The sequence below is a fragment of the Maribacter aestuarii genome, assembly GCF_027474845.2.
GTDB classification, from domain to species: Bacteria; Bacteroidota; Bacteroidia; order Flavobacteriales; family Flavobacteriaceae; genus Maribacter; species Maribacter aestuarii.
The window spans coordinates 2,745,240-2,757,719 of sequence record NZ_CP107031.2 but is presented as its reverse complement, the minus strand read 5'-3'; the positions used below and the strand labels follow the sequence as shown (position 1 = coordinate 2,757,719).

General features: G+C 32.4%; 14 protein-coding genes. All 14 read right to left on the bottom strand.

Annotation, left to right across the window (positions count from 1 at the left end):
- Positions 1 to 170: 170 nt before the first annotated feature.
- Positions 171 to 1,082: a leucine-rich repeat domain-containing protein gene (locus N8A89_RS12515; RefSeq protein ID WP_054557929.1), complete on the bottom strand. Its 912-nt coding sequence runs from the start codon at positions 1,080 to 1,082 to the stop codon at positions 171 to 173.
- Position 1,083: 1 nt separating this feature from the next.
- Positions 1,084 to 1,653: a type 1 glutamine amidotransferase domain-containing protein gene (locus tag N8A89_RS12510; RefSeq protein ID WP_289644396.1), complete on the bottom strand. Its 570-nt coding sequence runs from the start codon at positions 1,651 to 1,653 to the stop codon at positions 1,084 to 1,086.
- 329 nt (positions 1,654 to 1,982) lie between these two features.
- Positions 1,983 to 2,207 (bottom strand): hypothetical protein, encoded by a 225-nt coding sequence (locus N8A89_RS12505; RefSeq protein ID WP_241240861.1) that lies wholly within the window; start codon positions 2,205 to 2,207, stop codon positions 1,983 to 1,985.
- 112 nt (positions 2,208 to 2,319) lie between these two features.
- Positions 2,320 to 3,270, bottom strand: coding sequence for an alpha/beta fold hydrolase (locus tag N8A89_RS12500; protein ID WP_054557930.1), 951 nt, complete (start codon positions 3,268 to 3,270; stop codon positions 2,320 to 2,322).
- Between the two features lies 1 nt (position 3,271).
- The gene (locus N8A89_RS12495) at positions 3,272 to 4,132 is read right to left on the bottom strand and encodes an alpha/beta fold hydrolase (protein WP_054557931.1); all 861 of its coding nucleotides are present in this window, start codon (positions 4,130 to 4,132) and stop codon (positions 3,272 to 3,274) included.
- A 302-nt stretch (positions 4,133 to 4,434) separates the two neighbouring features.
- Positions 4,435 to 5,868 (bottom strand): amidohydrolase family protein, encoded by a 1,434-nt coding sequence (locus tag N8A89_RS12490; protein ID WP_054558033.1) that lies wholly within the window; start codon positions 5,866 to 5,868, stop codon positions 4,435 to 4,437.
- A gap of 170 nt (positions 5,869 to 6,038) precedes the next feature.
- Positions 6,039 to 6,971, bottom strand: coding sequence for an NAD(P)-dependent alcohol dehydrogenase (locus tag N8A89_RS12485; protein ID WP_054557932.1), 933 nt, complete (start codon positions 6,969 to 6,971; stop codon positions 6,039 to 6,041).
- Between the two features lie 85 nt (positions 6,972 to 7,056).
- Entirely contained in the window at positions 7,057 to 7,962 is a 906-nt protein-coding gene (locus N8A89_RS12480) for a TolB-like translocation protein (protein ID WP_054557933.1), read from the bottom strand.
- Positions 7,963 to 7,990: 28 nt separating this feature from the next.
- Positions 7,991 to 8,560, bottom strand: coding sequence for a hypothetical protein (locus tag N8A89_RS12475; protein ID WP_054557934.1), 570 nt, complete (start codon positions 8,558 to 8,560; stop codon positions 7,991 to 7,993).
- A gap of 345 nt (positions 8,561 to 8,905) precedes the next feature.
- Positions 8,906 to 9,847 (bottom strand): tryptophan--tRNA ligase, encoded by a 942-nt coding sequence (trpS, locus tag N8A89_RS12470; RefSeq protein WP_281542548.1) that lies wholly within the window; start codon positions 9,845 to 9,847, stop codon positions 8,906 to 8,908.
- Positions 9,848 to 9,909: 62 nt separating this feature from the next.
- A complete protein-coding gene (locus tag N8A89_RS12465; protein WP_054557936.1) occupies positions 9,910 to 10,587 on the bottom strand; it encodes a hypothetical protein in 678 nt (225 codons plus the stop codon).
- 65 nt (positions 10,588 to 10,652) lie between these two features.
- Entirely contained in the window at positions 10,653 to 11,273 is a 621-nt protein-coding gene (locus N8A89_RS12460; RefSeq protein WP_241240862.1) for a hypothetical protein, read from the bottom strand.
- A gap of 95 nt (positions 11,274 to 11,368) precedes the next feature.
- Entirely contained in the window at positions 11,369 to 11,530 is a 162-nt protein-coding gene (locus N8A89_RS12455) for a glycine zipper domain-containing protein (protein WP_164674148.1), read from the bottom strand.
- Positions 11,531 to 11,913: 383 nt separating this feature from the next.
- Positions 11,914 to 12,438 (bottom strand): GNAT family N-acetyltransferase, encoded by a 525-nt coding sequence (locus tag N8A89_RS12450; protein WP_054557939.1) that lies wholly within the window; start codon positions 12,436 to 12,438, stop codon positions 11,914 to 11,916.
- Positions 12,439 to 12,480: the final 42 nt, after the last annotated feature.

The following is a 12,480-nucleotide window of genomic DNA, read 5'->3' as shown; positions in this document are numbered from 1 at the left end:
TTCTTTGATTATCATGAATATCCACAAGCTCAATATCAGATAGTAAAATCCCGAAATAAATAGGGTGCCAATAATTTTACTTATGTCTACTATAATGAAATATTGTTCTATTGCATTTTATAGTAAGCCCGCAAATTAAATAGATTGTATCTCAAAGTTTTATGGCGTTTTTAATTGCAATCAGCATTTAGCTCTTGATAATCTGATTTAGAAATCTGTGGTATACTTTGTCCATCAAGAACTTTAATGCATGACAGATTTGGATTTCTATCTACTTTTAAATCAATAAGGTTTTGATTAAAACTCACGTTTAACCTATCCAGTGAATTACTGGTGATATAAAGATGCGTTAAATCATTATTTTCTAAGAGATTAATAGTTTGCAGCTCATTATCAGAAACCAGTAATGTTTCTAACTTTTTATTTGAAATCACCTCTAAACTTTGCAATTTATTTGATGTTAAAAGTAGGTTTTTTAGATTTGGATCTGAACTAATGTCGAGTGAATACAAATCATTATTACTCATATGTAAAACCTCTAACGACTCGCTAGAAATACTAAAAGTTTCAAAATAATTCCAAGACAAATCCAAGTCTTTTAATTCACCTAATTCTGATAATCCAACTACTGAATTCATTTCATTAGCAGTCAAATCAAGTAAAACTAGTTTACTGTTGTTGCTAATATCAATACTTAACAATTTATTACCCGCAAGATTTAACGTATCCAAATTTAAATTATCACTTAAATCAATTTGTGCTATATCATGCTGGGTGGCAATTAATTTCCTTAAACTAGTGAAGCCTTCTATTCCTGTTAAATCAGTAATAGCTCCATAATCTAGATTGCTTAAATCAAGGGTAGCTATTCCTTCAGCATCACTGCTTAGCATTTGCTGATTTATAATACCATCAGAATCTACACCTGTTTTTATAAGTATCGCTTCAAAACTTGAATCGGGTATGCTTACATAAGCACGATTAAAACCTGCAATATTATCACCATTTGAGCATGAAACTGTACTACCCATCAATACTATTATGCAAAAATATGTTAGTGAAATTTGGTTGGCTTTTTTCATTTTATTGACTGATTTCTCGATTATTTAAATTTTCGATTATTTTTAATGCTACATCTTTAGATGATAAATAATTTTGACCTGTAATTACATTTCCTTGTACCTCTACATGTACCGAGTTTCTAGGAGAATATTTAAATATTCCACCTCTTTCTTCTATGGTCTTTTGAATTAAAAAAGGGAATTGCTTAAAATATTCGGCACCCTCTTTTTCATAAGCTTCTGGGTATCCACTAATTATTTTATTATTTACCAAGTACTTCCCATCTTTTGTTTTTAAATCAACAATACCAGCCGTTCCATGACATACTGAAGAGACAATACCATTATATTCTTCAAAAATGGTCATTGTTATTTTTTGAATTTCTTTATTCTTAGGCACATCATACATTGCACTTCCACCTCCGATATAATGAACCGCTTTATAATCTTTTGCAATAATTTCTTTAGGCTTTTTGGTGTGTTTTAAAGCATACATAAAGTATTCACTGTAAAGCAGTTTTTTTTGGAGTGCGTCAGATGTATTAATATAAGCTAGTGGAATACTACCTCCATATGGACTAACGAAGTCCACAGTAAACCCTTCCTTTTTAAACGTATCATAAGCATTAACAATTTCAGAGAAGCTATTACCCGTTGGAAGTTTAGATGTTCCATGGAATGAGGCATTGGATACTATAAATAATATTTTATCACCATTTTGGTTACTTTTTTCACTGCTAGCAGTTTTGCTAATAATTTTCCACTCGTTTTCAATTTTTTTAAAAGAAACAAATCAATGTATCTTAAACCACTCTTAGGGATAATAATTTCTGCTTTTGCAGTAGCAACACCTTCAAAGTTGTCAATCGATAAAATGTTACCTATTCTTCCCGTAAATTCTCCTTCTTTTTTATTTTTATATCAACTTGCATATTCTTTGACAGGAACGGTCCAAAGTGTTTTGTTACTTTTTTCTAAATACAGGTTTGCATTGGTATAAAATGCTTTTTCAATAAGTGCAGATTTATTGTAAGAAGTACCATTTATATAATTTAAAAGCGTGTTTTCTATTTTAGATACTTCCGTTTGTGCAAAAACTGAAGCGTTTAACATTAGGAATCCGATGAATAAAAGAAAATGTTTCATACGTATTTTTAGTATTGTTAATTAAATGGATTCAAAAATTAAGGCTTGTCTATAGTCTCAAACAAATTCTGCTCCTTCTCTATAAAATACCATTCTTGTTTCCATTTCTTTTTTAACCATTAAATTTTGCCAACCATTTTAAAATCGATTCATTTGTTTCATGTGGTAACTCTTGTTGAATGTGATGGCCACACTCTAGACAAATCACATCCAGATTCGGAACAAAATCCTGTAGCCTTTCAAATTTTGGAATCATATCTAGATTACCATAGATCATAAGTGTAGGCTGTTTGATGATTGGGTCTATATCTGCTAATACGTGCCAGTTTCGGTCAAGGTTTCTATACCAATTAATAGCGCCATTAAACCCAGAATTTTTAAAGGCCGTTACAAATACAGACAAATCAACGTCGTTCATAATAGGCTCACCAAAAGGCTTTTCCGCTTTTGCAAGATTCATCATTAACATTCCTGGTTCTGGTGGTGCAAGAGGCACATTCTTACGAAATAAATTACGAAGAAAGTTTTCTGCATGATTCTCTAACACAGCATCTGCTACTCCTGGTTTTTTATTAAAATGAACAAAATAGAAATCTTCACCAAAAATCTCTTCCATAAACTGAATCCATGGTTTTTCACCTCGTTCTTGATAAGGTAATGCAAGATTTAGTATTTTATTGACACGCTCTGGATGCAAGAGTGCAAGGTTCCAAACTACATTTGCGCCCCAATCATGCCCCACAAAAACAGCATCTCTGTAGTTGTAATAATCAAGTAAGGCCACTAAATCATCTGTTAAATGGGTTATATCATATGCCGTTACTTCTTTAGGGCGCGATGAATTGCCATATCCTCTTTGATTTGGAACAATGACATGATAACCAGCTTTAGCAAGCGCTGGTATTTGATAACGCCAAGAAAAGGCATGTTCGGGAAAGCCATGACAGAGTACAATTGGATTGCCAATATTTTCTTTACCCGCTTCAAATACTTCTAACTCAATTCCATTTATTGAAATTATATTGGATTTGGGAAATTTTAAAGATTTAATTTCTTGTATCATTTCAGTGCCTGTTTTTATCAATAATTAAATCTTCTATTTTTTTAAAATCCTTTGAATTTGGTACGTGTTTAGCATCTTCAATCAAAACAACTTCTTCTATAGAAGAAAATATTCGTTTTGCTCTTTTAATCATTTTTTTTCCGGGAAACATGATATCCTTTTCACAGGCAAAAATGGTAATCGGTGTTTTTATTCTATTTGCATCATTTTTAGATAGTATTGGTAAAGGAGAAAAATCCATATTGCAGTGTTGAAACGTAGAAGACATAAACTCTAATGCAAAATCATCGTATTCAGAAAAAAGTACGTTCATTACCTTTTTAATGTGCTTTTGATTGTTAGTTTTTATAAACTTTTTTAATGGTAGGAACATTTTAAACAAACCTACAAGAGGATTACCATTAACAATATAGACTGGTGCAATTAAGAATACCTGTTTTATAGTCGTTTCATTAAACACTAGTGCTTTTAAGCTAATGAAACCTCCAAAGGAAAAGCCTACCAGGGTCACGTCTTTCAGTCTTAGTTTTATGATTACTTCAATAAGCCATTTTCCATAATCTAAAGATTTCATGTCTAATCGATTCTCTGCACTTTTATTGGGTTGTGCTAACACATCTACTGCATAGACACAATATTTTGAAGCTAGATTGGGGAAAGAATCTAAAATTTGTGGTGCACAACCTCCTGTGCCGTGAATCAGTACTAATGGAGGGTTTTTAGTGTCGCCAGTAATGATAACATTAGTGACTCCAAACTTTGTTTCTATAAATTTTTCTGAATATTCAATATTCAGCTCATTCAACTTTTGATTGTAAAGGGATAAGATTTTTTCTTTTCCTTCTTTTGATTTGAAAAACATGTACTGTTCGTTTTTTGATTGATGATTATGATTGATGATTATGATTGATGTATTTTGAATGTTATGACGAGCGATGATAGGTATTTGTTACACTTTAATTTTTATTATTAATAGCTCAATTTTTGTTTCTACAAATATCTATCAAGAAGCAATATGCTTCTAACCACTTATGAAGCCTTATGTATAAAGTTTGATGATAGATTGAAAATTATGACGCAGTTCTATAAATTATGATGCAAACAAGCCTTTCTATTAAATCTTATTTTAATTTTTCTGATTTCATATACATTTTTACCAGTAGTTTATTTTTCAATGATTAGGTTTTCCAAATACCTCAGAGCAGTAGCTATTAAATTCTTTCGATTTTTTGCCTTTTCATTAAAAGAATCCAAAGTCGCTCTGTCCAATTTTCGCCCCTTCACAAAAACATAGGTGGGTTTTTTAAGCGAAGACAACTTAAAAAGCGGGTTTTCATCCACTAATAACAAATTAGCAATCTTGCCCTCTTCAATAGTTCCAAGTTGATTCATCATTGAATGCGTTCGAGAAGCATTGACAGTAGCTGTTTTCAACACTTCATAATTAGAAAGGCCAGCTTCTTTGTAAAAGGCCAGTTCTGTATGAATTGAAAACCCTGGAAGCGTAACTCCAATACCACCATCAGTGCCACAAATTATAGGTACTCCAGCTTCATGCAGTTTATTAACGATGTTCATGTGAAAATCATGCTGTTTTTTTATCCGCTCAACGGTCGTAGGATCTTCTTGCTTGGCATTATACCAACGCTCAAATTGTCTTTTGCTATCATCCATTTTAATGAGTGGATTCATATACTTCAATGATTCTGAATCTAAAATGTCATCATCCATCATCATTTGATAAATATTATGAAACACCGTAAGTGTAGGACTATAACTTGTATGTTTAGACGCGGAAATAGAATCAATAACAGCCTGAAGCTTAAGGGTATCTAAATCAAACTGCAAAGGTTGCTGCACAATTTCTTCAGCATGTTCAATGGATTTGATTTGTGGGTTTAAATGATATGAAAATGGTACTTTTTGAGAAGGGTGAGCAACAATGTCCATTTCAGAAATCTTGGCTTGTTCAATCACTGCATCAAAAACTTCCTTATCCAATCCATAATACGTTTTGATGAAATCGTAACCTCTGTCTTTATATTCTACAACCTTGTCTTTAGCTTCACTCGGATTACTTAGATTTAAATTGTCATCACCAATGAATTCAGAGCCTGTTAGTTTTGGTCCTGTTGTAAAAAACGATGGTGAAAAAATATTTTCTTCCATTACATCTTCTTTAATTCTTAAATGCATTGGCATACCCCAAAGATTTCTAACTGCTGTTACACCGTTGGATAGGTAGAGTCCGAGTTCATATCTATCCCACACATGCACATGCATATCTATAAGTCCTGGTGTTAGGTATTTGTTCTTTGCATTAATAATTTCAATCCCTTTGACCTCAATAGTGTCTGCAATCTTTTCAATAACTCCTTTTTTTATATACACCATTTTATCAACTAAAACAGTGTCCTGATTCATTGGGATGACATTGACTTTTTTTATCAGGTAAGAATTATTAGATGCAGTTTCATTCTTATTAATCTCAAGGTAATTTGTTCCTGATGAATCAACCCAAAGTGTAATGATTCCTATTAGCACAAGCAGGCCAATGAGAGCGAATACAATTTTTAAAAGTCGTTTTACTATTTTCATTTGGTTAAATTTAAACATCAGATTATATCAGTCAGAAATAAGTGGTAGTTGTGGTTATATTTTTTCTTTTCCTTCTTTTGATTTGACAAAAATACACTGTTCGTTTTTTGATGCTTCGACTGGGCTCAGCACGAGTTGATGATTTATAAATTGGGAAAATCCATAGCGAGCTAAATAGTGATGACCACATTTCCTCTTTTATGACCCATCTCCACATATTTATGAGCTTCGGCCATTTTTTCTAAAGAATATACTCTATCAATAACAGGTCTTAGTTTCTCTTGTTCTGCTAACCTTTTTAAATTAAAAAAAGCTTCTTTTGGTGTTAATGGAGTGCCATGATCTATGGATATGTATTTGCCATTCAAAGCCAATACTTTTTTGCTCTTTTCTTTTAGTATCGATGATTTTGAGTTGCCTACGGCATCAATCACATATTTATACCTTTCCAATTGTTTTTCAGCATTTTCTATCGTGTAGTCAATCACCTTATCACTTCCTAAAGAAGTTACTAATTCGAAGTTTCTACCACTACAAACACTAGTGACATGAGCACCCAAATGCTTCGCCAATTGAATGACCATTGTGCCTATACTTCCTGACGCTCCATAAATTAAAACATTGTCGCCCTTGTTTATGCTCGTCTTTTTTAATAAATGAGTAGCAAGCAAGCCACCATAAGGTATCGCTGCAGCTTCCTCAAAACTAAGATTTACAGGTTTTAGGGCTAGATTCCAATCTTCTGGTAAACAAATATATTCTGCATAAGAACCAAAACGAAGTTTGGTAGGCGAGATTGAACCATACGCAAAAACCTCATCCCCAATTTCGAACAATGTTACATCTTTACCTTTACGCTCAACAATACCAGCTGTTACCATCCCCAATACAGGGTTTCTTGGACGGCCAAAACCAAATATGAGTTGGAGTATAAGTTTAGGAATGAAAGGTTCATTCATTCTCCGAATTAGAACATCGCTTGTGGTAACTGAAGTTGCATGTATCTTTATTAGTACTTCATTAGCTTTTGGTGATGGTTTTTTTACATGACTTAGCACCAGATTATCTACCTCCCCATATTTTAGACATTCTATTGCTTTCATAATTGTTTTTGTTGATAGCAAAGTTGGTTAAAATGTGGGGTACAAAAGTTCGCATTTTGAAATTGGAACAAACCTTTCCTTTTCATTATTCCTTTTTAAGAGCATAGATAACTTTTGCATCTACCCAAAAAACATCTACATTTTCAAAATCGTCTGATCCAACATTTCTACTAAAGAAAAGGTACTTGCCATCTGGCGTTATACTTGCTGAAGCTTCCCAGGCGTTGGTGTTTATTTTATCTCCCAAATTAATTCCATTACCCCAAGTACCATCTTTTTGTTTAAAACTGATGTAAATATCTGAATCTCCATAACCATCTTCTCTTTGAGCATCAAATAACAAATACGATTCATCTGGTGCTATAAAAGGATGGCTCAAAAAGGTTCCTTTATTTATTGCTTTGGGTAAGGCCTTGGGCTCTTCATGTTTACCGTTAATTAAACGCGAATAGCGAATTGGAAACGTTGAATCATTCTCTTTATAGGTGTCAAAATAGTACGTCCCATTTGAAGATGATGAGAGGCGCATAATATACATAGAATCATTACTTACAGTTGGAGGTTCTAGTTTTTGTAATTCTGACCATCCAGATTCCGTTCTTTTTAAATATCTGTCACCTAAATGCATGGTTTGTCCATCTGGGGATATTACCGGTCTTCCTATCCATGGAGATGCTATTTCAGATTTCTTCCATTCCCCATTAATTTCGCTGTATTTGTATTCGTAAAAAGCTGATTTTTTATTTTCTTCTCCTCTTCTAATAAAATAAAACGCTTTCATATCTGGGGTGAATGCACTATTGACTTCATACAAATCCGTAGACACAAGACCTGGAGCAAATGGTAAAGGTCTTAATCCTGGTGGTTTTTGTCCCAGATATGGGTTTTTAATGGTTGGTATATTATTATCTTTAGTTTTTTGTTTTTTTGCATCACAAGATTGCAAAGAAAGTATTCCAGCGATAAGTAGTGTTATGAAGGTCTTTTCCATTTTGATATTCAAATTATTATTGTTTTTGCTAAAACCTATATCCTATACGCAAGTGCATATTTAATTCCATTTCACTTTTGTTGTTTAAATAACCAGCACGTTTAGCAAATGTGTAACTAAATCCTGCACCAAGACCTGCTTCATAATTAAAGTGTTTACCTAAATTTCTTCTAATTCCCCAAGTGGGTATAATAGAAAAATCACTTACCACAGGAGCATCGTCAGTATTGAATAAGACAAACCAATCTGGATGATAACCCATTTTTAAAGCAATAAAGTTGCCACTATTCCCATCAATTCTTTTTGAGTTTTTTGAACGTTTTTCGAGGTTATAATAAAATCTTGGCTCCACAACTATTACAGGTGTTAGTAGAAATGGAGAATCATAATCATCATAATACGTAGATTCCCAAATACCAAAATCAAAACCAATCTCTGTTCTCAGTGCTAGGGTATTTGATAGTTTTGCTTCATTATATGCCCAGATTCCTAGAACTCCAGTTTGTAATCCGAATGTTGATTTTTCTACACTTGTGTTTTGAGCTTTGGCGATTAATGTTAGTCCGCACAAAGTCAAGGTAATTAAAGTTTTTTTCATGATGATGTTTTTTGATTAATGATGATTATTGATTGATTGATATTTGTATGAAGTTTACCTTCTTGAAAAAGTAGAATTAAGTAATGGTTTTAGTTATTTTGTTTTTTTGAAATGCTTCCGTTCGCTTTATTTGTTCTTCGAGATTCCATTCAAAATCAAATCTATTCTTTCAAAATAAAAAGATTGAATCGAGTCCGATTTCAGTTCTTTGCTGGATGTAGTGCTATTATATTTTCATATTCATTGCCTCAGTGACTTCACTCAACGTTCCAATAGCTGTTTCTCTCGCTTTACTTATACCTTTAAGCAAAATATCCCTGACATAATCTTTATTTTTTTCAAGCTCTATTCTTTTTTTCTAATAGGCTCAAAATATGTGTTTATGGCTTCTTCTGTTAGCTGTTTAAGTTTTCCTGAACCTTGGTCGCCAATTTTATCAGCAATATCTGTTGGACTTTTATCTGAACATAAGGAAGCTAACTTAAGTAAGTTGGAAACCTCTGGTCTGTTTTCGGGGTCGTAAGATATGTAACGACTTGAATCAGTTTTGGCAGATTTTATTAGTTTTGCTGTTTCGTCAGCTGTTGACTTTATCATAATTGAATTGTTGCGACTTTTACTCATTTTTTGAATACCGTCTAACCCAAGAATAGTAGGGGTATCAGTAAAAAATGCAACTGGTTCTGTAAAAATATTTTTATTGAATTTGGTATTAAAGCGCTTTGCAATTTTCCGAGTTAATTCTATATGAGGTAATTGATCTTTTCCAACAGGAACCACATTACTTTTACAAAACAAAATGTCAGCAGCTTGATGAACTGGATAGATATACATTCCTGCATTAATATTACTCAGTCCTGAAGCAGTAATTTCTTCTTTAACAGTTGGATTTTTGTTTAATTCTGAACTGGAAACTAATGTCAGAAATGGAATAGTTAGTTGATTTAATTCAGGAATATGACTATGTGGAAAAATATGAGTTTTATAATTTTCAGGGTCTAATCCACAGGCTAAATAGTCCAAAGTTAGTTCATAGGTGAATTTTGAAATTTCATTAAAAACATTTCTATCTGTCAACACTTGATAATCAGCAATTAAAATATAAGTCTCAATTCCCAAGCTTTGTAATTTTAATCGGTTTATAATAGAGCCAAAATAGTGTCCAAGATGCAAATTACCTGTAGGTCTATCTCCCGTTAATACGCGGTACTTTTGAGGATTCTTATACAAATCATTTTCTAATAATTTACTTTGCTCTTTTGCTTTTTCAAAACTTTTATTTATCATTTAGCTTGTTTGAATGAAACCTAACAATTAGTTAGGAATAATTAAAAATTTTTGTTCGCATATTAACTTGATTCCTTGTGAGCAAACGATTTATGTGGTTTACGAATCATTGCTATTCCAATCCATACAAACCAAACAATCTGACTAATCCCAAAAATTTCTTTGAATACGACGAAAGGTAAAATGGTTAGAATGCCTGCAAGCGCAACAAGTAGGCCTAAAAAGTTCAATGGTTTTGAGAAAAACGAATATTTTAAAGCTGCTATACTTAAAAGTAATACCCAAATTGCTCCAACAATTTCATTTCCTCCACCAAGTCCTTCTGAAACAATACCAGTACTTGTCCAGATTGATATAGCTTTTTGTGGCTCCTCAATTCCAATTTTAATGACAGAATTAAGTCCAATATTTGCAATCATTCCACTGGCTATAACTAAGCCAACCCAGATTACTCCAAAAACAGAAGCGAGTATCGAAAAATTTGGCAAATTATCTTTTATTTTTTGGTGTATTGAAACAACTAATACAGCAAGTAAAATTCCAAATAAAACATAACTTATTAAGTTTGTTGTTGAAAGCATTACATAGTTTTCAGACAAGAAGTTTACTCTTTCAATATCCGTTGCGTCTGCCTTTGGATACGCTAATATTCCACCATAAACTATAAACGCTATGATGTAGATTAATCCAAGTGAAATTGAGCAAAATCCACCAAGTTTTTGTAATGTTTTTGTATTCATAATTATAAAAAGTTTCTTTTTAATAGGGTTGTGAATAGGGGATAACTCACTATTTATGTTAAAGCTTATAACCAGCTAAAGCCTAACCCTATATTAAAGATTACTGCATCTCTGTGTGCATCTCCTTCTAAAGACGCACGACCCAAAACTAGTTTTGACTGCACATTAAGTGCGAAGTTTTTCTTTTTGTAAATTTCGTAACCTGTACTTGCCATAACAGCGCAACCAAAATTCCAATCGTCATTTACATTGTCTTTAATATCATATAATGCTGGCGAATCTATTGCTAAACCAATTCCACCGTGAATCCACCAACGATCTTTTACCCAATATTGTAGCGATGGAATAAAACCTCCGAAATGCCTGTCATTATCCTGAAATTCATAAATATTTCCTGGCATTGCGGCAGTAATGGCTAGTTTTTCATTTAACATATAGCCCAACTTTAAATCTGGTAAAACAAACGTTCCTTGAGATGTGTCGAACGTTTGAATACCTTCACTATCTTCTAAACTGATTAGACCTCCACCTACTGAAAATTCAATAATAAAGCCATCTCGCTGTGTTGTTGTTGTTTCTGGATTTGCGTTTTGAGCGTATGTTATACTTGATACTAATGCAAAGGCTACGCAAGCCATTCTTGATACCATTTGTTTTTTGATTGTTTTCATTTTAATTGATTTCATGATTGTTCGCTTTTTGATTTTTTGATTTTTGTTTCTGATGTTACAAGCATTAATAGCTAATGCTTAAAAAAAGTGGAATGTGTAATGAGTGATTTTTATTTTTTATGATTTTTTTTGGCACCATATTCTAATGCTGAACCTATGGCAATCCCTAAAACAAACCACAATTGCATATTTGAGGTCAAGTAACCAACTATAGCACCTAGTATAATCCCTATTCCTAATTTTAGACCCTTTCCACTTTTTTCAATTTTCATTTTTGTTATAATTATTAGATTTTTGATAAAATTAAATAGACTTTGCAACCAAAAAGTTCTACTTTAAAAACCAGAACCAAATCTTTTAATCAGCAAACAGCATTCTAATTAATTGATTTTGAATTTTTAGAATAACTGTTCCGATTTGATGGTACAAAGATGCGATGAACCTTGAAGCAACAGTAAACAGTTATGAAGCAAGAGTTAATAAGTTTAGCGCAGTACTATAAATTATGAGGCAAGACTATAAATTATGACGCATTTTTAAATATTACCAAAGAAAACAACAAGCGGTCTATTATTGTTAATAATTTATGAGGTAAAATTAATTGTCAACTTTAAAGAAAAGTTCTAGTTTAAAAATCAAAACTAATTTCAAGCCCCTAAAAGGATTTAAAAATTTTAGGGTGATTATTGGAAACAAACTTTTGGAAGCTTTCATTAGATATCGAGTTAGGGTACGTCATAACCAATAAATCAATTTTACGATCATCAATACTTGATGGGACCTTATATTCGTGTAAGTTTAACTTAAACCCAAGTCGCTCATAAAATCGAATTCTTCTATTATTGATTGAGCTATCTGGTAATTCAACCTCTAATAAAGTGGGATTAGAATTTCCCTTTATAAAATCTTCCAATATTTTGGCTCCATAACCTTTACTTCTTAGAGATTTTGTTACGGCAAAGTGATCTATGTATTGAAAATCTTCAAAATCCCACCACATAACGAAACCGATGAACACATTCTTTTCAATGAATACATCAAACTTGTAAATAGGGTTTTCCAGTAAACATGATTGTGCCTCCAATGTTCTTCTCTCATAAACTGGAAAGGCTTCTTCATAAAGCCCCCAAGCTGAAGCGAAGTAGTCATCATCAATATTATTTAAATTGAGTTGTATCATAAACTAAAAGGACATTAATTATTTGTTTCCGATAAATGATTC

What these genes read in the sequence shown, in the direction of transcription:
- N8A89_RS12475 (WP_054557934.1), bottom strand. Translation starts at nt 8,560, where the DNA reads ATGAAAAAAACTTTAATTACCTTGACTTTGTGCGGACTAACATTAATC.
- N8A89_RS12515 (WP_054557929.1), bottom strand. Translation starts at nt 1,082, where the DNA reads ATGAAAAAAGCCAACCAAATTTCACTAACATATTTTTGCATAATAGTA.
- N8A89_RS12500 (WP_054557930.1), bottom strand. Translation starts at nt 3,270, where the DNA reads ATGATACAAGAAATTAAATCTTTAAAATTTCCCAAATCCAATATAATT.
- N8A89_RS12505 (WP_241240861.1), bottom strand. Translation starts at nt 2,207, where the DNA reads ATGAAACATTTTCTTTTATTCATCGGATTCCTAATGTTAAACGCTTCA.
- trpS (WP_281542548.1), bottom strand. Translation starts at nt 9,847, where the DNA reads ATGATAAATAAAAGTTTTGAAAAAGCAAAAGAGCAAAGTAAATTATTA.
- N8A89_RS12485 (WP_054557932.1), bottom strand. Translation starts at nt 6,971, where the DNA reads ATGAAAGCAATAGAATGTCTAAAATATGGGGAGGTAGATAATCTGGTG.
- N8A89_RS12455 (WP_164674148.1), bottom strand. Translation starts at nt 11,530, where the DNA reads ATGAAAATTGAAAAAAGTGGAAAGGGTCTAAAATTAGGAATAGGGATT.
- N8A89_RS12480 (WP_054557933.1), bottom strand. Translation starts at nt 7,962, where the DNA reads ATGGAAAAGACCTTCATAACACTACTTATCGCTGGAATACTTTCTTTG.
- N8A89_RS12460 (WP_241240862.1), bottom strand. Translation starts at nt 11,273, where the DNA reads ATGAAATCAATTAAAATGAAAACAATCAAAAAACAAATGGTATCAAGA.
- N8A89_RS12490 (WP_054558033.1), bottom strand. Translation starts at nt 5,868, where the DNA reads ATGAAAATAGTAAAACGACTTTTAAAAATTGTATTCGCTCTCATTGGC.
- N8A89_RS12450 (WP_054557939.1), bottom strand. Translation starts at nt 12,438, where the DNA reads ATGATACAACTCAATTTAAATAATATTGATGATGACTACTTCGCTTCA.
- N8A89_RS12495 (WP_054557931.1), bottom strand. Translation starts at nt 4,132, where the DNA reads ATGTTTTTCAAATCAAAAGAAGGAAAAGAAAAAATCTTATCCCTTTAC.
- N8A89_RS12465 (WP_054557936.1), bottom strand. Translation starts at nt 10,587, where the DNA reads ATGAATACAAAAACATTACAAAAACTTGGTGGATTTTGCTCAATTTCA.